Consider the following 24,009-nt stretch of genomic DNA (forward strand, 5'->3'; position numbering starts at 1 on the left):
GCTGTAGCCCCATTAATCCTATATATTCATAAAGAATCAGCACTCATGACTTCACTTTCATTATCTTCTTTTGCATCGAATATACGCCGTATTTGTCTATGGATTCATCGTTATACTGGGCTTGTGATGGCAGGCTTTTTAATCATGGCTGGCATTACTGGCTCGTTATTGGCTTTCCATGCCGAGTTGGATGATGTGTTTGATTATAAATTGGCTCAAATTGAGCGGCAAGATGGGCCACAGCTTCCTATTGCAACCCTGCACGACAAGGTGATCACCGCCTATCCAGAGTACAATTTTTCTAGTATGCCAACATCATTAGAAGCGGATAAATCTGCGGTATTCTCGGTCGATAGAGCTAGAGGTCAAAGCGCTACAGATCAGCCTAAAGCCCCGTTTCAAGAGGTTTATGTAAACCCTTATAACGGCGATATCGTAGGAACGCGTGATAAAGACGCGTGGGCATAGCGTAATACCATGTGGAAAGTGTTTTGGTTGCACCGTGATTTATTGCTTGGCGATATCGGTAAGCTGCTGCTAGGTGTGATAGCCCTTATTTGGACGATTAATTGTTTTATTGGCTTTTACTTGACCTTTCCTAGAGCTATTAACGGTAAAAAAGCATTGCAGAAAACTGTACCTAAAACTACGCCTAAAAAACGTGCGTCTTTTATTAAGCGCTGGCTACCGGCGTGGAAAATCCGCCGCAAAACCAATACCTTTAAGCTCAATTATGATTTGCATCACGCTTTTGGTTTATGGTTGTGGCTGATGCTATTTGTCATTGCGTGGTCGAGTGTCGGTTTTAATTTAAAATCGGTGTATCAACCCGTGATGCAAGCAGTGGTTGGGTTTGAAGGTAGAGAGGGTAAAAGAGAAGAAAAAGGCAAGTCAAAGACAACAGATAAATCGAGCGAGCAGGCTATGTCAGCCGTTGCACCAATGAGCACTGAAACGGGTAGTAATACCTTTGTTAATAAAGCGAATAGTATTGCGTATTTAACTGAGCAAGCGCATATTGCTGCGCAAAAAAATGGCGTAACCGTACAGCAGACATTGGGTATCCGCAGGCTTACAGAGGAGGGGCAATGGCAAATGCGTTTTAAAACCGACAAAGATGTCGGCACTCACGGTGGTGCTTCGTCTATCACAGTGGCTACGGCGACTGGCAAAGTCGAAAAGGTCACTTTCGGATATCAAAGCGTATTTGGTAATAAAATCGACCAATGGTTCTCAACCTTACACATGGGGCATATTGGACAGGGTAACGCTCATTTACTGTATCAAATATTCTTAGCAATGATAGGATTGGCCGTGGCAGTCTTGTCCGCTACCGGTGTGTATTTATGGGTCAAAGGTAGTCAAAGCCGATTAAAGCAAAAATTGACCATTAAAAATAAATTTTCAAACCATTACGGAAAACCGGCTATTAAAAAACAGCTATAAAACACCCAGTACTTAAACCGTATCGACAATCACGGGTCGCCCTTGATGGTTAAGGACAGTCACATCGACTTTGTACAGCTCTTTCATGGTTTCATGCGTGAGTACATCAACAGGCGCGCCGGTTGCCAGTACGCGACCCTCTTTCATCGTCACTACCGTATCGGCAAATTGCGCAGCTTGATTGATGTCGTGCAAGACAATCACCACGGTTTTTTGCTCAGTATGACTCAATTCGCGCAGCTCACGCATCAGACGGCCAGCATGGTACATATCTAGATTGTTGAGCGGTTCATCAAGGAGTAGGTACGGTGTATCTTGGCAGACAATCATCGCAATCAGCACGCGTTGACGCTGACCGCCAGAGAGCGTCGATAAAAAGCGCTCGGCTAACGGCTCAAGCTCAAAGCGTTCGATAATTTCCTGCACTTTTTGCTGATCATCAGCCGTTGGTTGTCCTTGATGATAAGGATAGCGCCCAAACATCAGCAGCTCATGCACACGCAACCGACCTTGTACTTGGTTGTCTTGCCCAAGCATGGCTACGGTCTTAGACAGCGTTCGTGCATGACAGCTGACAATGTCATGCTCCTCATTCCCTATAACGAAACTGACCTGCCCTGATTGTAGCGGTTGCAAGCGCGCCATCACCGAAAACAGCGTCGATTTACCCGCACCATTTGGTCCTATTAAGGCAATCACTTGCGAGGGCGGTAAAGACAGGCTAATGTCATGCAGGATTTGCTGTCTGCCAATATGGTGGGAAACATTATTTATTTTAATCATAGCAGTTCTTGTTTTTAGAAAAATTTAACCGTTGCGTTTTAAAAAGTCATCATTAGCGGCGATAGGTCATAAATATGAGTAATAAAAATACCAAGCCGCCTGCCAATTCAATCACTACTGACAATACACCCGCCATGCCGAGTACTTGCTCAAATATAGTTTGACCGAGGACCAAGCAAATCATCGCCACCAAGCTGACCAATATCAGACGCTCACTGTGATACATATGGCGCGCGATACGATTGGTCAAGGCGCAGACCAGTAAGCCAAAAAAAGTTACCGGACCGACCAAGGCGGTTGCCGTAGCGACTAATACCGCAATGACCGTTAATAGCCCAAAGGCGAGGCGTTGATAGTTGATACCAAGGTTAATTGCTTGTGGTTTGCCCAGCATCAAGACATCGCATTGATAGCGCCAGCGCCAGATAAATAGCGCACTGATGACGCAAATAACAAAGCTAATGCCCAAAAGCTGCGGATTGACCGTATTAAACTGCGCGTAACTGGCCGATTGGACTACCACGAAGTCATCGGGGTTAATGAGCCGTGCAACTAGCGCTGATAAGCTGCGAAACAACACGCCAAAGATAACGCCTACCAGTATCAGCCGCGTTAAATCCTGACTGCTTTTTGAAAACAACAGTCGAAACAACAATAACGACGCGCCAAACATGAGGACGATTTCAAGGGTAAATTTGGTAATGGGGTTAATGCTGGTAAAACTAATTGCGCCTAAAAAGAACACCAATAAGCTTTGTAATAACACATACAGTGAGTCAAAGCCCAATAAGGAGGGTGTCAAAATAGGATTGTGGGTCAAGGTTTGAAAGAGCAGGGTTGATACGCCGATGGCATAACCGACGACCATTAGCGCCAGTAATTTTTTACCCCGTAATGGCAGGGCAAAGTCCCAATAGCCGTTGACGTTAAGTGTCAAAAACAGCGTCATCGAGATAAGTAAAATAATCGCGGCAATGGATTTTGGATGACCAGCGATAAAGGTCCAAAGTTTTGCTAAAAGGTTTTGACGACAAGTATCTTCAAGGCTGTCATTGTCTAAAGTAGCATTTGCTAGAGCGCTCTTTTTTGCCGAGCCAGTCTTGGTAGAATTGTCGTTTATAAAGTTATGCTTAGACGATGAGAACATGAATAAATCCTACTATGCTACCTTCAATAGTAACAACGCCAAGCTTATCTAATCAGACAACAGGACGAATAAATTAAGAAAAGTGTTAACAATCAGGCAGCGACAAGATTGCGCTAGGGCTTATTGCTCAGCAGGCGCACGTAATAACAACCATAAAAATATCACCGTGCCGACCACACCAAAAACTGTCGCCACAGGCACTTCAAAAGGATAACGAATGGAGCGCCCGATAATATCACAAAGTAGCACGGCTGATGCGCCCAAGAGCGCGACTGCGGGCAAGCTGCGACGTAGTTTATCGCCCATAATGCGGCTAACGATATTGGGTACGACCAAACCGATAAAGGGAATCATACCAACGGTTACGACGACGACAGCGCTCATCATCGCCACCATGCCAACACCAAGCCACGTCACTTGTCGTTTACTAATCCCCAAGTTTAGCGCGATATTATCGCCTAAACCGACGATGGTCAGTTTATCGGCGATAATATAAGCCAGCACGCATAGTGCGCCCGTCAACCAAAGCAATTCGTAACGTCCAGCTAATACCGAAGAGAAGTCGCCAAATTGCCAAACGCTGAGCATCTGTAGCGATTCCGTTTGGTAGGCGATAAAAGTGGTTATCGCCTCGATAATGCCACCAAAGACAATACCGATCAGTGGAATCATCAAAAAATCCGTCGGCGGAACGCGATGTATCAGCAGCATAAAGAGCATCATGCCCGCGACTGCCGCAATAGTTGCGACACCCATTTTGACCAGTAGCGCGCTGGCTGGGAACAATAAACTGACTACCAGTAATCCCAATGCGGCGCTTTGGGTTGCCCCAACCATCGAGGGTTCCACGAAGCGGTTTTTCAGCACCACTTGAATAATCATCCCAGCCACCGCCATCGCGATACCCGTCAAAATAATGGCAACGGTGCGCGGAATACGGCTCACCAACATTAATGAACTATCAGAGTTGGCGCTTTGACTGATAAGGCTTTGCAAAATACCTGACCACGAAAAATCTGCTACACCAATGGATAAGCTTAATAACACCAAAAGCCCCATAATTATGAGGCTGGCTGTGTTTATTAACCACGGCGGTATCGCAGCGCGGCGCTGTTTATCACGGGCGTAGCGGCTGCCACTACTTGCACTCGGCTGCCAGCTTGATGGCGCAGCTGGCAGAGTAGAGCTGGTTTTAACGCTGGCTTGAGCACGAGGTGAAAATAATGGCATAACGGCTACTGGCTTACGAATAGGGTTTGAAAATTTTTATGGATAGCAACTGTCATAAGCAACAGCTGCTACTTGTATCTTGTATAGCGTCAAAATTTATTTTGCCTTAGTAAAGGCGTTTTTAATCGTCGTTAAATCCTGTAGCCACTGATAATAACCACCAAAGGCTAAGTAAGAGTCTGGGCTTAGATACACTACCTGGGCTTTATCCCACGCAGTGGTTTGCGCCACCAGTGGGTTGTCCAATACGGCTTTGGCACCCGCACCATCTTCACCGATTGCAGCGCTACGATCGACGACGAACAACCAATCTGGATTGGTCTTTTGTATGTATTCAAATGAGATAGGCTGACCGTGACGCGCATCAGTGATTTTATCATCTGCCATTGGAATATCTAATACGCTGTGAATAAAACCATAACGCGACTTATCACCATAGGCTGACAGCTTATTGCCATTGACCATGACCACCAAGCCTTTGCCTTTATTTTCTTTGGTTAAGGCTTTGGTCTCGTCAATCAGCGTGTCAATATTGCCTTGCAATTTTACTGCTTGATCGCTTTTGCCAAATAACGCACCCAAATCGTGTAAGCGCTGCTTGCTTGACTCATAAATATTTGCCGTATCAATGCTCATATCCAGCGTGGGTGCGATACTCGATAGCTCATTGTATTTTTCTGCCATACGCGAGCCGATCAAAATTGCTTGCGGCTGCATGGCGTTCAACGCTTCAAGATCAGGCTCAAATACCGTGCCGACTTCTTTAGGATCCGGATGTACTTTTGACTGTAAGTTATCTAAAAGTAGCCCACTTGGCATACCGTCAACCGCTACGTCAAGCGCCGCCAAATCTTGCATCAAGGTCATATCATAAACGACCAATGGTGATGGATTCATGGCCAAATCGACTTTACCTTTTACCGTATCAACTGCGATGGTCGCAACAGAAACGTTGTCATTTTCAGCTACATTCGAGGCCGCATCAGCCGTTTGGTTTTCAGCTTTGGTTTCTGTTATCTCATTATCACTTGAATCAGGCGAACTACAACCTGCTAAGCCAACACTAGCAATGAACGCGGTCATCATGGCGGTCAATAATGGACGTTTAACAAGGAGGCTTGCGGTACGATTAGAACATAAAGTAGTAGTCATAAATAACTCGGTATATCAAAGGTTTGGTTGGTATTGTTATAAGAATGCTAAAAAAACAGCAGAATAATGATAAAAAATAGCGGCTTTATAATTAAAGTTTTACGATCATTTGCTATTTTCACTATAAAAACAACTGCCATAATAAAGTAATTGAGACTTATTATCAATATTAACGATAATGGTTTTTATTAACTGACTTTTCATTCATTAAATTTTTAGTTTTAAACAACTTTGCTCAAGAACTTTGCTTAAGATAGGCAGTAAAAAAATGGAGAGATTAATAATTTACTATTGATAATAGTTATCGTTTGCATTATTATCTACGCTATTCTATAACGGTTAAATGTTAGGGTGTTATGAGTTCAACGGATTTAGAGGCGCCACCACTTAGATTGATACTTATCGCTATTATTTTAGTGGTCGGGCTACACCTGCTTACCGCAATCGCTTTGGTGATAATCAAAGCGCCTATGCTTAAAGATAAGCCCATTAAAGAGACGCCGCCGCTTGAAATCCAAATGGTCACATTACCTACTCAACCCATCGAAAACGTGGTTACTGAGGTAGAGGAAGTGCCGCAAAGTAAAGCTGAATCTATACCAACGCCTAAACCCGAACCCAAGCCTGAACCAAAAACGCAACAAAAAATGAAAGCGGTTACGCCAGTAGATCCCGTAGTAAGAGAAGAAGAACCAATCGTTCAGAAAGAAAAACCTGTACAGACGCCGCCTATAAAAGAACCACCTGTAAAGAAAAAAATAGAAGACAAGCCACCAGTTATTGATAAGTCAGTCGCTGACGAACAGCGCCGTATAATAGCTGCGCAGGCAGAAAAGGCAGCGCAACAAGCGGAAAGACAAGCGCAAGCAAAAGCGCTGCAAGAAGCGCAGGCGCAAGCGGCTCGTGACGCTCAAGCGCAGGCAGACGCCAATGCCGCTAAAGAGGCGGCGCAAAAAGCAGCGCAGGCAAAGGCTGAAAGAGAAGCGGAAGCCGCTGCTCGAGCAAAAGCAGAGGCTGCGGCAAGTAATGAGCCTGTCAATTTTACCGCCAGTGCTGCGAACTGGGCATCGGCGCCAAACTTTAGCTTTCCTGACCGCGCCGCTCGCCGCGCCCGTTCGGGAGATACGCTCAACGTGGTGTTGGTATTAAGAGTCAATAAACAAGGCGGTATCGATAGCATACGTGTGGCCCAATCGTCAGGAAATCCGCTGTTAGATAAAGAAGCACAGCGCCAAGTGCGTTCAGGTAAATTCAAACCCTTTACCAAAAACGGCGCGCCAGTGGTCGGCAATGTCACCCTGCCAATTGCCTATGCGGTTCCTTAAATATAAAAGACTGGGTGTAGAAAAGCGCATTTATACAAGCAGATATAAAACAACCGACACATACAAAATATAGTGAAACACAGCGAAATATAGCAACGATGTACGAAAATAGTTATCAAAACTCGTACTGCTAACAATCATAAAATGACAAGTAACGACATCCCACATTAAGGAGTCTGATATGGACTTTACAACCTACTGGCAATATAGCGATATGGTGACCAGAACCTTATTCTTTTTGCTTCTTATTTTATCTATTGCCTCTTGGGTGACGGGTATCATTCGCATATTGCAAAGTCGCAAACTGGCAGCTAGCGTCGCCGATGATTTGAGTGCGCAGATTCATAGTAAGCAGGTCAGTTTGGTTGAAAGCGATGCCGCGTCTCGGCGTTTGGTGATTGAGCAGACGTTACTCAAGCATATCGGTCGCTATCGTTTTGCCAGTGAGCGCGGTTTGCCGATACTTGGTACGACAGCAGCAATCGCGCCGTTTATCGGTCTGTTTGGCACGGTGTGGGGTATTTTCCATGCGCTGCATAATATCGGTGTCAGTGGTCAAGCAGGATTAGGACAAGTCGCAGGACCTGTCGGTGAGGCCCTTATTATGACCGGTTTAGGGATTGCTGTTGCGATTCCGGCGGTGGTGTTTTATAACCTTGCGATACGTATCAATCGCCGCGTCATGTATCACGCCAATGATAGAGCGCATGATTTATTGGCACAATCTAGCGAGCTTGCTGCAGTGCAACAAGCGCCAATTCAAAAGCCAGCAGTCCAACGTGATACTACTAATCAAGTAACGCAGTTAACGAAGCAGGCAAATGCAGATAAACAAGCTGAGCATTATCATAAATCCGCACCATCGCAGTTGTAGTGATGGTTCAGTAGAGATAATAAGCCAAAAAAGCACGAGCAGAAAAGACGACAATTAACGGTATTGAGAACAATTATGGCATTTCAATTGGGTGACGATGACAGTCAAAGCATGAATGAGATGAATCTTATTCCGCTTATCGATATCATGCTGGTATTGATGATTATCTTTTTATTGACAGCGACCGTACTGAATCCAACGGTGCCATTGGATTTACCGAAAACCAGTGCCGAGGTCAATGAAACACCGCCCGAGGCGATTCAAATTAGCATCGATAAAGATGCAGGTTTGTTTTGGGATGACAAGCCTATCAGTATAGAAGCATTAGAAGTGCGTCTGCAAGAACAGTCGGCGAATGGCAAGGATCCTTCTATCCAGCTGCGTGCCGATAAAGAAAGTAGGTATGATACCGTGGCGCAAGTATTAGCGGCAGCCAGTCAAGCAGGATTAACGAAGGTGGCTTTTGTTAACGAGTAAGGTTTAAACGACTGATTAATACAGTTGAGCAGTAAAAATAGTTTTTAAAACAATAAGCTAGCAAGATAAACAAGTAAGCTTAGTAATAAGAAAATAACCACGACAATAACAAGAATAATTAAAATAATAAACTTTCTCTCCCGCCTCGCTTGGGCAACCTTGCGAGGTTATCTTTTTTTAGCAACCCTTCAATTTAGTAGATTGTATGGCATTCGGTGGGTCATATAGTGAGTGAAAAGTCATATCGATACATCACGCGCTGCTGATATCAATTTTTCTTGTTTGCTGTGCCTACGCAGACAGAGGCTACAAAAATTGATATCAGCAATACCGTCGCGTTTTCAGGATGTTTTGACTGGATAGCGACCATTAATCATAGTAATTACCAACCATAACCAAACGGGCGATAACCGTAGCCAAAGCGTCCAGGTCCATAACCGAATGGATACGGTGAGCGCAGATAGTCAAGGTCGCGCTGACGTATATAATAGTAGCGTCCTTGTGCGTAGGCTTCCTCAAGCTTTTCGATGCCTTCGAGCGGACAAACAGGCTGCCAATCATAACCTTCGCGGCCAAGTTTATAGGCATTGAGCTCGGTACAGTAGTTTTTTAGTCCTTGCTGACGACCTTGCTCCCACAATATGCGGTTTGGCGTTGCGCCAACGACACTTGCACATTGATTGGTATAATTGCCAAAGTAAGCACCCGAGCGCCCGTGAAGTCCATCGACATAGCCGACTTCCTGCCAGTTACTGGTTTGACACTGCTGCGGCGTGAGGCTTTGCGTCGTTGCACAGCCTGATATGGCCAATAAGGTAGCGCCCATCAGAGAGACAGCGATACCTGATTTACTCACAAGCTGACGAGCAGCTTTACCAGCGAAATCAGCTATCGATGAGTTTAGCTTAATAAGATAATTCATAATAAACCTGCGCGCGTTTAAAATTATGGTTTATCATAGCACTTTTTAGTGGCATTCACTTTTTGTATCTCGTTATCATGCTTGTTTTTGGTTTAGATAAGTATCTGATATATAGGTATATATAGTAGCGTTTTCTCAAGCAATGTGATTCAGGCTTGAGGTTTGGTAAAGACATTCTGCTTGATTTTTAATATTTTGCGCTCATTATAGGCGTCTGTTTATTGACAGGTTTTAATCAAGACGGTTATCTGTATCAATCGTAGCCATTGCATTGTTGGCACTGTTTTTGTTTTTTAGCACCGCATTCATTCAGTCAAAAGGTCAGACCATTATGGGAATGTTAATAGGCGTTATCATTGTACTATTCGTATTAGGGAGTATGATGGCGCTCAAACCTAACGGTATCGATCAGCGTTTGGACAAGCTGCGTATGACTGCGCGCCGCTTGCAACTGAATCCAAAGCTTGTGAGCTGCCCTGATTGGATTAAAGGTAAAGACAACGAATATGGTCGCGGGATGCTAGGACAATACTGCCTAGTGCTAGACGATATGCAACTGCCGCATACGCGATATCAAGTGATTGATGGACAGTGGCGACCAGATAGCCGTTTTGTCGATACCTCCACAAAAGATACCAAGCTGACTATCCCGAGTGCCATTCGTTCCAGCCAAAATAATACCAAAACGGATATCAAAAAGCCCAATTTTAGTCTGGATAAGATGCCAATTGATTTGCCTGTTAGTATTGAGCCATTTGTCAAAGGACTATTAACCAAAGCCAATAGCATCGTTATTTATTGGGAAGATATCGCCTATGTGCGTCCATCAACCAATCCTGCCTATCAGCAAAAATTGATTGAGGCTGATTTGCTGGCACTGAAAGAAAACCTAGAAAAATGGGCATTACAAATGCAGAAAAAATCTTAAAGCTGGTAAAGCAATTTTTCGTCTCCATTAAAGGGCAATATGCAAGCACTTTTGGCAAACTCGCAGTCATTTTCAGTTGACAGTGTAATACTTAGCAGTGTAACGTCTTTATAACTGACTCTTTGTATTATGGTTATTGTTTGTTTTATAACCGTTTCTATTGGCAGCTACTACTACAATAAACCGCAAGGCTATGATAACTAGCTACCATAAATTGCCATGCTGCTGAATTAAACCTTACTTTTAATCTACTTATATTATGGTGTCGTCACATATGGCAAAAACCACAACCAAAAAAAGCTCAGCATCTGCTGACAGCCCAAAAAAGGGCAAGTCTCTGGTGATTGTAGAATCACCCGCCAAGGCAAAAACCATTAACAAATACTTAGGCGATGACTTTGTCGTACGCTCAAGTATCGGTCACGTCCGTGATTTACCGGTTAGTGCCAGTAAAAGTACCAAAAAAGCTGCTGCTACCAAAAAAGATGACAAACTGAGCAAAGAAGAAAAAGCACAGCAAGCATTGGTACGTCGCATGGGTGTTGATCCTGAGCATGACTGGGCGGCAGTCTATGAAGTATTGCCTAACAAGACCAAAGTCATCAAAGAGCTGAAAGCTTTAGCCAAAGACGCTGACAAAATCTATCTCGCAACGGATATGGATAGAGAAGGGGAAGCAATTGCCTGGCACCTAAAAGAAGTTATCGGCGGTGCAGATAGCAAGTATGAGCGCGTAGTCTTTAATGAGATTACCAAATCTGCTATCCAAAATGCCTTTAAGCAACCATCAAAACTTGATATTGACCGTGTGAATGCGCAGCAAGCGCGCCGCTTTTTAGACCGCGTCGTTGGTTTTATGGTATCGCCGCTACTTTGGCAAAAAGTCGCTCGCGGTCTGTCAGCTGGTCGCGTGCAGTCGGTCGCCATGCGTTTGGTCGTCGAGCGTGAACATGAGATTCGCGCCTTTATTCCAGAAGAATACTGGCAGATTCACGCCGATACTCATGTTGCTGATAGTAAAGCCAAGAAAGCGGCAGACGCTGAGCACATTGCGATTCGTCTAGAGGCAACCAAGCAAGACGGCAAAACGCTAAAGCTTGTTAATAAAGAGCAGACCGATAAAGTCCTAGAAGTTCTTAATTCAAACGACTTTATCGTGAAAGAGCGCGAAGAGAAGCCAACGCAGTCGCGTCCGAGTGCGCCGTTTATCACCTCGACATTGCAGCAAGCTGCCAGTACGCGCTTGGGCTTTTCAGTTAAGAAAACCATGATTTTGGCGCAGCGTTTATACGAAGCTGGTCATATTACTTATATGCGTACCGATTCGACTTTCTTGTCTGGTGATGCATTAGCCGCCGTACGTGGCTATATCGAAGACAGTTATGGCAACAAATACGTGCCAGAAAAGCCAAACTTCTATGGCAATAAGCAAGGCGCACAAGAGGCGCATGAGGCGATTCGTCCGTCTAACGTCAATATGAAATCGACGCAGTTAAAAGGCGTTGAGCGTGATGCCATTCGTCTATATGAGCTGATTTGGCGTCAGTTTGTCGCTTGTCAGATGACGCCTGCGAAATACTTATCCGTGAATCTATTTGTCGCTGCCGGCGATGTCGAGCTAAAAGCACGCGGTCGCACCCTAGTGTTTGATGGCTTTACTAAAGTTATGCCACCAGCGAAGACTGACGATACTTTATTACCTGATGTCAAACAAGGTGATAAGTTAACGCTCGATAAGCTCGATCCGAGTCAACACTTTACCAAGCCGCCACCGCGTTACACAGAGGCAAGCCTTGTCAAAGAGCTTGAGAAAAAAGGCATCGGTCGACCTTCGACTTATGCGTCTATCATCTCAACCATTCAAGATCGCGGTTACGTGAAGCTTGAAAACAAACGTTTATTTGCTGAAAAAATGGGCGATATCGTCACCGACAGATTGACCGCCAGTTTCCCAGATTTGATGGATTATACCTTTACCGCTGCATTAGAAGACAAGCTTGACCATGTCGCTGAAGGTGATACCGACTGGAAAGATGTCCTCGATAACTTTTATGGCGACTTTAAAACAACCCTAGATCGTGCCAAAGAAAAAGACGGTATGCGCCCGAATGATCCAACCGATGTGCCAGATGTACATTGCGATATTTGTGATCGTCCGATGCAGCTGCGTACCGGTTCAACGGGTGTGTTCTTAGGTTGTACTGGCTATAACTTACCACCAAAAGAGCGCTGTAAAGGCACTAAGAACTTAATGCCAGTCGAAGCGTTTGCCAATCTTGATGATAGCGACAGCGATGATGAAGCGGCTGAAGTTAAAGATTTGATGGAAAAGAAACGCTGTCCGAAATGCGGTACGGCCATGAACGGCTATATCGTTGATGGGGGTCTTAAGCTACATATCTGCGGTAATAACCCTGATTGTGACGGTTATATCTTAGAAGAAGGTAAGTTTGAAGTACCGGGCTCAGATGCTCCAACCATCGATTGTAATAAATGTGATGGGCAGATGGAGCTAAAAACCGGGCGTTTTGGTCCTTACTTTGCGTGTCAAAAATGTGACAATACCCGCAAAGTACTTAAAACCGGTGAAGCAGCGCCGCCGCGTATGGATCCTATCCATTTGCCAGAGCTGAAATCGACCAAGCATGATGATTACTTTATCTTGCGTGAGGGCGCGGCTGGGATGTTCTTAGCAGCATCTAAGTTCCCGAAAGTACGCGAAACACGTGCGCCAAAGCTTGCTGAGTTACGCGAAATCAAAGATAAAATGGAAGATAAGTTCCAGTATCTGTTCGCAGGTCCAGACGAAGACCCTGATGGCAATCCAACCATTTTGCGCTGGTCGCGGAAGAAAAAAGAGCAGTATATCGGCTCTGAGAAAAACGGCAAAGCCACGCGCTGGGGTGTGTACTGGCGTAATGGTGAATGGGTAGAAGAGTAAACCTCTTTAATCACCTTATCTTTAAACCATAAAAAACCTCTTAGATAATCTAAGAGGTTTTTTGCTATTAACTTTTGGGCTATCAGTTCTTTTCGATGATACCGCAAGCAACGCGATCGCCTGCGTTACCAGCAGGCTGGCTCTTATAATCATCAGCACCGCTATGGACGATAAAGGCTAGACGGTTAACACTGTATTTACCTGCATCAGCGGCAGAGATTTTCTTATTCACATAGTTGATAGTAGCAACGCCATTCGCATCGGCGGTTAAGTTCGGCAAGTCGCCCGCATGACCATTCATATCATCAGGATGAGAATGCGGTTTTTTATCTGGATTAAAGTGACCACCAGCCGCTTTACCCATATCGCCGCAGCTACCCGTTTCATGAATGTGCAATGCCACAGTTTTACCAGGCTGCAGGTTCATGAGCTTACCATAAACTTGGACACCGCCATCTACTGGGCGTAGGAATACTTGACCCACTTCATTTTTATTACCAGCGACTGCATTGATCGTAGATTTTAACGCAGGTTGGTTAAGTGGATTGCCCGTTTGCATTTGACCTTTGACGGTTTGGCAACCTGTCATCGCTAGAGCTGAACCACATAACAGGGCACTTGCAAGCATCGTCTTATTCATTATTATCTCCATTTATATTTATTTGTTGTGATGAATGTCTATTGTTTTATTAAAATACTCAAACATTGCTTAATGTCGCAATCAGTATAGCCAAGGTTTAAATATAACTATTCATTAAATGCGCAACAATCGGTTAATAAATGTAAATAACGTATGCGTTTGAAAAAGGTTTACAGCGTTTTCTTTACTTCGTTTTGCCAAACTAAGGTTTCGCCTGTTGCCATCGTTTGCAATAAATTATAACGAGGCATATCGGTCTGATTATCTGCTGTTGGTGATGTTGGCGATGTTGGCTGTGAGGGTTGTAAGCTTAATGTTAGCTGGCTGCTGCTATCACGCATCAAATCAAACAAAGCGGACTCGATTCTATTGCCTGTCTCACCGCAGCCCATTACAGTACTAATAATAGTGCCGACTTTGAAAGTATTATCATTGAGTAAAAAATAAGGCGCGCGCGCGCCGTTACAGCCTGAGCTAAAGGATGCGTACTGATTGTTAGGCCAACTTTCAAAGCTCGCTGAAATAGGATGATCTGGGTGATAAAAATTGCCCAAAGGTTTTCTAGTTAATTCCCCTTTTGCATCATAAGTATTACTGACGGCACTCACCAGCGTCCAATGATACTGCTCTAATAACTCGTTAGTAATGGGCAATCCAGCGGGAGTTGCCAATGCTTTAGTTGAACCTATAAAAATTAAGCGATTACCATTTTCGATATTAAGTGCCAAACGTTTAGGGGCAGCTTGTATAGCGACTGGCGCTGATTGTGATGCTAAATGTGAAGTTGGCAATAACTCAAAATTAAGCCTAACAGGTGCGTACTTAACAAATAACGATTGAATACTATTATCCTCTTTAATTGCAGTATCAGTATTATTGTCGTCATGACAAGTTGTGGGTACTTTAGTAAGATGAGAATAATAGGGATAAGGCGGCGCGGACAGCGCATGAAAATCCATTCTATAATGCTCACAGCCTTGATGCAGACTTATTGAACTGGGTTCTATTGCTAAGGTAATCGGTGCGAAATTTTCGATATCGACTATGTTACCGTTTTGATGAATTACTTGCGCCAATTGCCAGTCATAGTGAGCTACCCATTGCATTACTTGTGATTCTTTAATTACTATCTCGTCAGTAAAGTTAGATTTATCTTTAATAACAGGTGCGTTGACGATAGTGGTCTGCTGGATACTATTCAATGGCGCAGACTGGCAACCCATTAATCCCACTGCTACAGACAAGCTGATAATAGTTAATGAGCGCTTTATAGTTGGCAGGAGCATTGTAAAATCCTTTTTAAAAAATATGAAAATGAATAGGGGCTAAGGTGTTTTCTTTATTTCATTCTTCCAGATAAGCGTTTCGCCAGAATCTAGCTCTTGAGTGAGTAGGTAGCCAGGTATAGGTACGCTAGAAATATTAGATATCGATGTAATATCTGGGTGGGTCAGGGTTAGTTGACTAGAACTGTTGTGCATAATGCGATCAAGATAATCTTCAACCCCATTAATTAAATCACCGCATCCCATCAAGGTTGAAGGAGAAGCGCCAATCAATAAGGTTTGATTAGTGGAGAGCGCGTAAGACCCACCAACGCCGTTACATCCCGTAAAAAACCCAACGCTTTGACTAAAAGCCCCTTGTTGATAATCGCTATGATTATATGAGTCAATATCAAAGCTTGCAGTAATAGGTACGTTTGGATGGTTTAATTGGCTAATAGGTCTATTGGTATGGTCAGTAGCACTAATAAGATGCCATTGATAGCGCTCTAATATTTCATTAGTAATGGTTAGTCCAGAGACGGCTCGTTTAGGCATAGCAGTGCCAGAAAAAATGAACATTTTGCCTTTATCGGTCGTTAAAGCCAGTTGTTTCGATGCTTTTTTAGAAAAGAGTGGCGATGAAGGCAGTACAGGATCAAACCTAAAATATGAATCTGAGTAAGGCGCAAATACAATTTCTAAAGCTCGTTGAATGTCGCCCTTATTTAAGTCACTGCCCGAATGAGAAATAGCTATACAATTATCAGGTAAGTCTCTTATGTCAGGCAATGAGTAGGGATAAGGCAAGGGACGCATAGCCTTAAAAGAACCCTGATAACGATGACAGCCTTCTTCAAATAATAAAGTATCGGGGCGGACTTGCATTATCAAAGGTGGTTTATGATTAAAGGACTGAGTTTGACCGTTTTCATCAGTTACGTGTGTCAGTTGCCACTCGTATTTGGTAATCGTTTGCAAAAGTCTAGGTTTGGGCGTAGAGGCTGACCAGTTTTTATCGTCGATAACGGTACTGGTTTGTGCTGAATGATTAAGGCTGTTGGTTTGGCAGCCTAATAAAGCGAGGGGTAGTAATGTGCTTATTACAACTAGAGACACCCTTAAATGATTTAACATTGTACTTTCCTAATTAATAAACATTTGTATAAAATATAGCATAGGGTTTTGACCAGATTGTTTTTTATTATTGCCAAAAAAAAGCCGCCCATCATGACGATGAGCGGCTTTTTGATTTATAAGACTGGATTAGTAACTAATCAGATTAGTTATGCAGCGCCTTGCTTGAGGTTTTATCAACCGTCACTTTCGCAGGCTTAAGCGGCACTGGCATACTCACCAATGCTACTTTTAATATCTCATCAATCGTGGCCACTGGTTGGATGGTCAATCCTTCTTTGACATTATCAGGGATATCGGCCAAGTCACGCTCGTTGGTCGCTGGAATCAAGACGTGCTTGATGCCACCGCGATGCGCAGCTAGCAGCTTCTCTTTGAGACCACCGATACGTAGGATTTTACCGCGCAAGGTAATCTCGCCTGTCATCGCAATATCTGGACGAATGGCAATGCCCGTCAAGGCAGAGACCAGCGCTGTCGTGAGCGCACCACCAGCCGATGGACCGTCTTTCGGGGTCGCGCCTTCTGGCATATGCACGTGGACGTCAGTAGTTTTAAAGGTCTCGTAATCAATCCCTAAGCTGTCACCGCGGGCACGTACTACGCTCATGGCAGCACGAATCGACTCTTTCATTACATCGCCGAGTGACCCTGTAAAGCTCAGCTCGCCTTTACCTTTCATCGCCACCGCTTCGATGGTTAGTAGCTCGCCACCGACTTGTGTCCAAGCAAGCCCAGTCACGCGACCAATCTCAGGCTCTTCTTCTGCCAGACCATAATCGTACTGATGGACGCCTAGATAGTCATCGATGTTTTTGTCATCGACTACTACCAGCTCGCGTTCGGCTTTTTTCGGAGCACGTGCACCATGGGTTTCAACCGAACCGCGAACCACTTTGCGGCAGATTTTATTGACTTCACGCTCAAGGTTACGCACACCTGCTTCACGCGTATAGCTACGCACGATGCTGTGCAATGCCGCTTCAACGATTTCAATTTCACCTTCTTTAAGGCCATTATTTTTAATCGCTTTCGGCACGAGATATTTCTGCGCGATATTGACCTTTTCTTCTTCGGTATAACCCGGTAGACGAATGACTTCCATACGGTCAAGCAGGGCAGGTGGAATATCCATGCTGTTGGCAGTACAGATAAACATCACTTGTGATAAGTCTAAGTCCATATCCAAATAATGGTCGTTAAAGGTATCGTTCTGTGATGGATCTAGCACTTCAAGCAAGGCAGATGCTGGATCGCCGCGGAAGTCTTGCGCCATCTTATCGATTTCATCCAATAAAAATAGCGGGTTTTTGACTTCGACTTTTGCCAATGACTGGACGATTTTACCCGGCATAGCACCGATATAAGTACGGCGATGACCACGAATTTCTGCTTCATCGCGGACGCCACCAAGTGCCATACGTACAAACTTACGACCCGTGGCGCGCGCAATTGACTCACCCAACGAGGTTTTACCGACACCCGGAGGACCGACTAAACAAAGAATCGGACCGCGCAGTTTTTTCACCCGCGATTGTACGGCGAGGTATTCTAGGATGCGGTCTTTCACATCTTGCAAGCCATAATGGTCTTCGTCTAAGACGGTTTTCGCTTTATCTAAATTGATAGACACTTTGGTCGTCGCATTCCACGGCGTATCCAAAATCCATTCAATATAATTGCGCACCACTGATGATTCACTCGATGCAGGCGGCATCATTTTAAGTTTTTTCAGCTCTTGCTCGGCTTTTTTGCGCACATCTTCTGGCAAGTCAGCATCTTCTAAACGCTGCTCAAGCTCAGCGACATCATCTTCATCGAAAGCGCCATCATTCATATCTGACAGCTCGTTTTTGATGGCTTTCATCTTCTCATTTAAGAAGTACTCGCGCTGATTGTCTTCCATTTGCTGACGAACGGCATCTTGGATATCTTGCTCGATATTTTGCTCAGCGCTTTGTTTAACGAGATATTCGGTCAAGGTATTGATGTGGGTTTTGATATCGTCTTCTTCTAAGAACGACTGCTTAATATCCAAATCCATCGACACACGGGTTGAGATAAAATACACCAGCTCAAGCAAATCATCGATGCGTTTTGCCACGCGAGTTAGCTCACGAGCATTACGCAGACGAGCATCGGCATAGCCTTCAAATAACGTCGTTAAGGCCTGAATGGTGTTTTTTTGTTGGCTCTCACTCATGCTGATATCGAGATCAGCACGCGTAAAGCTTGCCATCAATAGCTCGTCGTGATTTTCAATATTATCAACGCGCGCACGGTATTGACCTTCAATCAATACTTTGATGCAATTCTCATCGCTATCATGCGGCATAGTGCTGACGATGCGGCACACCGTTCCGTACTGATACAAGTTATCTTGATCAATATCTTCGGTTAGCGAGTCTTTTTGCGCCACGACCAATACTTTATTGCCGTATTCAGCTTGTGCCAATTCAACGGCTTTTACCGACGGCGCACGGCCGACAAATAAAGCAATTTGCATATGCGGATAGACAACCACATCACGCAATGCTAGTAGCGGCAGATAACTCTCTTCACCGTCTTTTACCTTAACGCTTTCAGCTTCGATGTCTTTAGCGCTGTCCTGAATAGTTTTAGACGCCGAGACGTTTTCTAAGGTATCGTCAGATGAAGTATTTAGCGCCTTATCATCAGCAACGTTAGATGAAACGTCGACATCGATGTCGATATTGTCTTGGGCAATTTTATGTTCACTCATATATTCTTCCTCGTTCACCAGACTTGTAAAGTCAAGTTAGTGGTTCATGTTTAGATAAATGGTGTTGCTAAATGAAATTGCAAGGCTATATGACGAGCAGTCATGACAATATTGCGTCTTTATTTGCAGGGTCGCTCCTGTCTGCTAAGTTTTGCGCGTGGGATTTATAGCTAAAATCAGGTAAAATGACGCGCGTCTTAACCGCTCCGTTCAAATAGCAACTATATGGGTTAACGTGTGAGTTAAAACGCTAGGGCGAAATAAATAGGTCGGCAATGTGCCAATAGTCAATAGCGGACCAAAAAACATAGGGTAAGGGGCGAGAATATGACCATCAATGCGGTGCTACTAGCGGTAGTCATCATGCTAGGGCTGTCTTTAGCGCGGGTACACGTGGTACTCAGTTTATTAATCGGGGCGCTGGCAGGTGGGCTGATTGCGGGTCTTGGTATGACCGATACCTTAAATGCCTTTCAAGAAGGTATCCGTAATGGCGCGCAAATTGCGTTGTCTTATGCCTTATTGGGCGCTTTCGCGGTAGCGATTGCGCATTCGGGCTTACCGCAATCTTTGGCAGGGGCGGTGATTAAACGCATTGATGCCGGTGGCACCAGTGGCATGATTAAATACATGCTGTTTGCAGGGCTCGTCACCATGAGCTGCTTTAGCCAAAACTTAATCCCGATTCATATCGCCTTTATTCCTCTGCTTGTACCGCCTTTATTGCTTGCCTTTAACCGTATGCAAATCGATAGACGCCTGATTGCCTGTCTGATTACTTTTGGTCTTGTGACCACGTATATGTTTATCCCTTATGGCTTTGGCGATATTTATCTTAATCAAATCATGCTTAAAAACGTCGGTGAAGCCGGTATTGATGTATCGAATATTTCGGTCACCAAAGCTATGGCGATTCCAGCGCTGGGTATGCTTGTTGGTTTGCTAGTGGCGGTATTTATCAGCTATCGTAAGCCGCGTCAGTATCAGCAGCTAGCCATCGATAAACAAGCTCGCGATGCGGTAGTAGAAAAAGACGCTTTAAGCAAAACAGCTGCCGATGCCCAAACGCAAAGTAAAATGAAAACCATCGTCGCGCTAATTGCTATCGTCACAGCCTTTGTCGTACAGCTCTATACCGATTCATTATTACTCGGCTCAATGTTTGGTTTTGGCGTCTTTATGGCAACCGGCGTGGTCAAATGGCGTGACGCCGATACGGTCTTTAATGATGGTATCAAGCTGATGGCGATGATTGGCTTTATTATGATTACCGCCCAAGGCTTTGCCGAAGTCATGAAAGCGACCGAGCAAATACAGCCGTTGGTTGATGGCGCGGCGTCATTGTTTGCGGGTAATAAAGCAATGGCTGCATTTATTATGCTATTGATTGGCTTGATTGTGACCATGGGTATTGGTTCGTCTTTTTCAACTATTCCTATTTTGGCGGCGATTTATGTACCACTATGTATCTCTTTAGGGTTCTCACCTTTAGCAACCGTGGCGATTATTGGTACAGCTGGCGCGCTTGGTGATGCCGGTTCGCCTGCGTCAGACTCGACGCTTGGACCAACCTCTGGCCTAAACGTTGATGGCCAGCACGACCATATCAAAGACAGTGTGGTGCCGACCTTTATCCATTACAATATTCCGTTATTGGTATTTGGTTGGATTGCGGCGATGGTGTTGTAAAGCTATCAAAGTTAAGTAGAGTTTGGTATAAGCTGGGTTTTTAACCCAGCTTTAAAATGTCAATTACCTTGTTATTAAACTGATTCTCTACAAAAAAAATCGTCTTAAAAAAAATAAACAGACCTGCCGAAAGCAAAGCAATAAAAATAGTAAAGATGACAGGAATGTCCAAAAAATCATCCCACCTAATGACGGCGGTGCATGCATCGCCATCATACCGAAACCAAATAAAAATAAAATGCTAGTCAACAGCATAGCGAAGAACTTCCAGCGACTATCCATATATACATCCATAGTTACCAGTAGGCTTAAGTGAAACAGCATCGCCATTATTAATATAACGACTAATTCTATAGGATAGAGATGCGGAGGAGGAATATTCTGAACGTGAAGTAAATAGGGATTTGTGCTAAAACCTAACGTGATAATAAGACCGACGAAAATGATCCACAAGATAGTAAAAACTACCCTTAGTGGTTTTGAGCAAAAGTAGCTCATTATTGTCTTTGTAAATCCTTTATGGGTCTTTATTTTTATCTTCAAAATCCTCAATCTCACCACTTAGACTAACCAAAAAAGCATCACTGTCAGCCAGTAATTCATTTAAGCGTTCTTCATTGATAAGCATTCGCAATTCATCAGAACTAAAGGGCTGCTCTTGACTGTAAGATAACTGCTCTCTAGTGACTTCTGTTTTTTCTAATTGTCCCAAATGTTGCTCAACATTCTCGGCACTAGACTTGTCATCAGGGGTTTTATTATTAGTCATCAAAACCACCTCAAGCCACTTGGCGTAATCAAACCATCTAAAGGCACATCCCACGCTTGGCGCTCAAGCTGCTCAACCACTTGGAAATCATAACACCAGCCTACTTTTAATGGCTTTTTTGCGCCTGATTGGTAGCTCTTAGCAAGCGTAGTATCATAAAAGCCACCACCCATACCCATGCGATTGCCGTTTTTGTCAACTGCGACTAATGGACAGATAATCACATCCAACTCTCGTGCCCAAAGTAACCTGCGATGGTGATTTTGCTTCATCCCTAAGCTATGAATGCGCGTCGGTATATTCAGCAGTTTCGACTGATAAATAGGTACAAAGCGCAGCCGTTTATCCACATTACCATTTCTAGTACGACCGAGCGAACCAACCACCGGCAGATAAGGTAAATAGCCTAAGCGTCGACACCATTTCAACAGTGGCTGAGTGGGTAGCTCACCAAAGCCATCATAATATAAGCCAATCTTTGCATGCGGCGGTAAGCGCTGTTGCAACTTGATTAAATGCAAACTTGCCATACGCGCATACTGTCTACGCTCGCCAGCTGTTAATTGCCGACGCTGGCGGGCAAATTGTCGTCGTGGCGGATTACTTAAGCTATCAGCGACTTTAACCTCCTTTTTCGAGTGAGCGTCATCAGGCGATAACTCAGGTAATGAGTTAGATAATTCAGTAGCAGAATGTTGTTGGCCGGTGTTTTTAGACATCAGTTAGCCTCACGGACTTGGAGAAATTTGTGATAAGTCATGCTATCATAACGCCACTTTACATCGTATTTTCCTTTATGTGCAGCGTGTGTTGCACTTTTTTCAAAGCAGCTATACAACAAACCATCAAAGAGGGTAGTTATGTCGACACAGAATCAGGCAACTCGTACCGAAAAAGATACCATGGGCAACGTGGAAGTCCCAGCTGACGCTTATTGGGGTGCGCAAACTCAGCGTAGCCGCGAGAACTTTAAAATTGGTGGCGAGACATTGCCACGTCCGATGATTGAAGCAATGGCGCTAGTGAAAAAAGCCGCTGCCATTACCAATGCTAGCCTTGAGCGTATCGAAGGCGATAAGCGCGATTTAATCGTGCAAGCTGCTGATGAAGTTATCAACGGTGGTTTAACGGATCAGTTCCCACTCGTAGTATGGCAGACAGGTTCTGGTACCCAATCAAACATGAACATGAACGAAGTATTGGCAAATCGTGCCAACGAAATCGCAGGGAACGCGCGCGGCAGCTACACGCCGATTCACCCGAATGACCATGTTAACCATGCACAGTCTACCAACGACAGCTTCCCAACCGCGATTCGTGTGGCGGCTGCCCGTCAGATTAACAGCTTGCTTATCCCAGCGGTAAAAGCACTACGCGATACGCTAGATGCCAAAGCCAAAGAATTCGATAGTATCGTTAAAATCGGTCGTACGCATTTGCAAGACGCGACGCCTTTGACCCTAGGTCAAGAATTCAGCGGTTATGTCAGCCAACTTGACCATTCATTAACTCGTATCGATAACGCGCTACAAGGTCTATATGAATTGCCACTAGGCGGCACAGCGGTTGGTACAGGTCTAAACGCTCACCCTGATTATGCGGTAAAAGCTGCTGAGCAATTGGCTGAATTAACAGGCTTACCGTTTGTCACCTCACCAAATAAATTTGAAGCACTAGCCGCTCGTGATGCCGAAGTGTTTGCTTCAGGCGCACTCAAAACGCTAGCTGGCAGCCTAAATAAAATCGCTAATGACGTCCGTTGGTTGGCATCAGGTCCTCGCTGTGGTTTGGGCGAATTGACGATTCCAGAAAATGAGCCAGGCTCATCTATCATGCCGGGTAAAGTAAACCCAACTCAGTCAGAAGCAATGACCATGGTCGTCGCTCAAGTCATGGGTAACGATGTCACTATCAGCATGGCTGGCGCGTCAGGTAACTTTGAGCTTAACGTTTATAAGCCAGTGATTGCCTTTAACTTATTGCAATCTATCAAGCTATTGGGTGACGCTTGCAACAGCTTTAACGAAAATTGTGCGGTTGGTATCGAGCCAGTCAAAGACAAAATCGATGACTTCTTGCATAATTCATTAATGCTAGTGACTGCTTTGAACCGTCATGTTGGTTATGAAAACGCAGCAAAAATTGCTAAGACTGCTTATAAAGAAAACAAAACTTTGAAGCAAGTGGCGGTTGAATTGGAGCTGTTAACTGAAGCGCAGTTTGATGAGTGGGTAACCCCTGCGGATATGGTGCATCCTTCTTAATTTAGATTTTTTTGGGTAAATAAAAGATCTTGTCATGTAATGTGGCAAGGTCTTTTTTATGCTGTAAACTTATATTTAGGTTACTAAATTTTGAGTGATTTAATACTCTTATACTATAGTCTACTGTTAGGCTTTATGAGGAAAGTAGAATGGAAAGTGCATGGATTGGTTTAGCAGGGTTGCAAACAGTTAAATAAAACATATACAAACCTACCTATTTATTACTATAATAGATAGATTATATCTATAATATAGAGAGCAAGTTATGGGGAAACTG

18 protein-coding genes and 1 pseudogene are annotated in these 24,009 nt (G+C 44.3%); 8 read left to right on the forward strand and 11 right to left on the reverse strand.

Going from position 1 to position 24,009, the window contains the following annotated elements; translation table 11 throughout:
• The first annotated feature begins 144 nt into the window (after positions 1 to 144).
• Positions 145 to 1,446, forward strand: a pseudogene (locus H9653_RS03440) (PepSY-associated TM helix domain-containing protein).
• A gap of 12 nt (positions 1,447 to 1,458) precedes the next feature.
• On the opposite strand, the gene H9653_RS03445 reads toward H9653_RS03440, so the two are convergent.
• The 4 genes from H9653_RS03445 to H9653_RS03460 all read right to left on the reverse strand — a co-directional run bounded on the left by H9653_RS03445 (position 1,459) and on the right by H9653_RS03460 (position 5,758).
• A complete protein-coding gene (locus H9653_RS03445) occupies positions 1,459 to 2,229 on the reverse strand; it encodes an iron ABC transporter ATP-binding protein (protein WP_191690451.1) in 771 nt (256 codons plus the stop codon).
• Positions 2,230 to 2,281: 52 nt separating this feature from the next.
• Entirely contained in the window at positions 2,282 to 3,376 is a 1,095-nt protein-coding gene (locus H9653_RS03450; RefSeq protein WP_191690455.1) for an iron chelate uptake ABC transporter family permease subunit, read from the reverse strand.
• A gap of 120 nt (positions 3,377 to 3,496) precedes the next feature.
• A complete protein-coding gene (locus H9653_RS03455) occupies positions 3,497 to 4,606 on the reverse strand; it encodes an ABC transporter permease (protein ID WP_223808516.1) in 1,110 nt (369 codons plus the stop codon).
• Positions 4,607 to 4,702: 96 nt separating this feature from the next.
• On the reverse strand, positions 4,703 to 5,758 hold the full coding sequence (locus H9653_RS03460) for a siderophore ABC transporter substrate-binding protein (RefSeq protein ID WP_191690457.1): 1,056 nt from the start codon (positions 5,756 to 5,758) through the stop codon (positions 4,703 to 4,705).
• Positions 5,759 to 6,114: 356 nt separating this feature from the next.
• On the opposite strand from H9653_RS03460, the gene H9653_RS03465 reads away from it, so the two are divergent.
• The 3 genes from H9653_RS03465 to H9653_RS03475 all read left to right on the forward strand — a co-directional run bounded on the left by H9653_RS03465 (position 6,115) and on the right by H9653_RS03475 (position 8,434).
• Complete coding sequence (locus H9653_RS03465) at positions 6,115 to 7,083, forward strand: energy transducer TonB (protein WP_191690459.1); 969 nt, start codon at positions 6,115 to 6,117, stop codon at positions 7,081 to 7,083.
• 181 nt (positions 7,084 to 7,264) lie between these two features.
• The gene (locus H9653_RS03470) at positions 7,265 to 7,957 is read left to right on the forward strand and encodes a MotA/TolQ/ExbB proton channel family protein (protein WP_191690461.1); all 693 of its coding nucleotides are present in this window, start codon (positions 7,265 to 7,267) and stop codon (positions 7,955 to 7,957) included.
• Positions 7,958 to 8,032: 75 nt separating this feature from the next.
• Positions 8,033 to 8,434, forward strand: a complete 402-nt coding sequence (locus H9653_RS03475; RefSeq protein ID WP_068407187.1) for an ExbD/TolR family protein — start codon at positions 8,033 to 8,035, stop codon at positions 8,432 to 8,434.
• A 382-nt stretch (positions 8,435 to 8,816) separates the two neighbouring features.
• Here H9653_RS03475 and H9653_RS03480 read toward each other — a convergent pair whose 3' ends face one another.
• Positions 8,817 to 9,356, reverse strand: coding sequence for a DUF2799 domain-containing protein (locus H9653_RS03480; protein WP_191690464.1), 540 nt, complete (start codon positions 9,354 to 9,356; stop codon positions 8,817 to 8,819).
• 331 nt (positions 9,357 to 9,687) lie between these two features.
• Between H9653_RS03480 and H9653_RS03485 the strand changes: the two genes are divergently transcribed.
• Together H9653_RS03485 and topA are read left to right on the forward strand one after the other, a co-directional pair.
• Positions 9,688 to 10,284 carry a hypothetical protein gene (locus H9653_RS03485; RefSeq protein ID WP_191690466.1) on the forward strand — a complete coding sequence of 199 codons (597 nt, stop codon included), beginning with the start codon at positions 9,688 to 9,690 and terminating at the stop codon, positions 10,282 to 10,284.
• A 274-nt stretch (positions 10,285 to 10,558) separates the two neighbouring features.
• A complete protein-coding gene (topA, locus tag H9653_RS03490; RefSeq protein WP_191690468.1) occupies positions 10,559 to 13,225 on the forward strand; it encodes a type I DNA topoisomerase in 2,667 nt (888 codons plus the stop codon).
• 82 nt (positions 13,226 to 13,307) lie between these two features.
• Here topA and H9653_RS03495 read toward each other — a convergent pair whose 3' ends face one another.
• The 4 genes from H9653_RS03495 to lon form a co-directional block, all read right to left on the reverse strand.
• Entirely contained in the window at positions 13,308 to 13,865 is a 558-nt protein-coding gene (locus tag H9653_RS03495; protein ID WP_068407176.1) for a superoxide dismutase family protein, read from the reverse strand.
• A 170-nt stretch (positions 13,866 to 14,035) separates the two neighbouring features.
• The gene (locus H9653_RS03500) at positions 14,036 to 15,151 is read right to left on the reverse strand and encodes an META domain-containing protein (protein WP_191690470.1); all 1,116 of its coding nucleotides are present in this window, start codon (positions 15,149 to 15,151) and stop codon (positions 14,036 to 14,038) included.
• A 39-nt stretch (positions 15,152 to 15,190) separates the two neighbouring features.
• Positions 15,191 to 16,267 carry an META domain-containing protein gene (locus H9653_RS03505; protein ID WP_191690472.1) on the reverse strand — a complete coding sequence of 359 codons (1,077 nt, stop codon included), beginning with the start codon at positions 16,265 to 16,267 and terminating at the stop codon, positions 15,191 to 15,193.
• Positions 16,268 to 16,412: 145 nt separating this feature from the next.
• On the reverse strand, positions 16,413 to 18,860 hold the full coding sequence (gene lon, locus H9653_RS03510) for an endopeptidase La (RefSeq protein ID WP_191690496.1): 2,448 nt from the start codon (positions 18,858 to 18,860) through the stop codon (positions 16,413 to 16,415).
• Positions 18,861 to 19,337: 477 nt separating this feature from the next.
• Between lon and H9653_RS03515 the strand changes: the two genes are divergently transcribed.
• A complete protein-coding gene (locus H9653_RS03515; protein WP_191690474.1) occupies positions 19,338 to 20,699 on the forward strand; it encodes a Na+/H+ antiporter family protein in 1,362 nt (453 codons plus the stop codon).
• Positions 20,700 to 21,216: 517 nt separating this feature from the next.
• Here the strand turns inward: H9653_RS03515 and H9653_RS03520 are convergent.
• Positions 21,217 to 21,468 (reverse strand): hypothetical protein, encoded by a 252-nt coding sequence (locus tag H9653_RS03520; protein WP_225211582.1) that lies wholly within the window; start codon positions 21,466 to 21,468, stop codon positions 21,217 to 21,219.
• A complete protein-coding gene (locus H9653_RS03525) occupies positions 21,468 to 22,187 on the reverse strand; it encodes a 5-formyltetrahydrofolate cyclo-ligase (RefSeq protein ID WP_191690478.1) in 720 nt (239 codons plus the stop codon). The genes H9653_RS03520 and H9653_RS03525 overlap by 1 nt, the downstream gene beginning before the upstream one ends.
• A 141-nt stretch (positions 22,188 to 22,328) precedes the next feature.
• Between H9653_RS03525 and fumC the strand changes: the two genes are divergently transcribed.
• Complete coding sequence (fumC, locus tag H9653_RS03530; protein ID WP_191690480.1) at positions 22,329 to 23,732, forward strand: class II fumarate hydratase; 1,404 nt, start codon at positions 22,329 to 22,331, stop codon at positions 23,730 to 23,732.
• The last annotated feature ends 277 nt before the right edge of the window (positions 23,733 to 24,009 follow it).

The organism is Psychrobacter communis (assembly GCF_014836505.1).
GTDB lineage: Bacteria > Pseudomonadota > Gammaproteobacteria > Pseudomonadales > Moraxellaceae > Psychrobacter > Psychrobacter faecalis.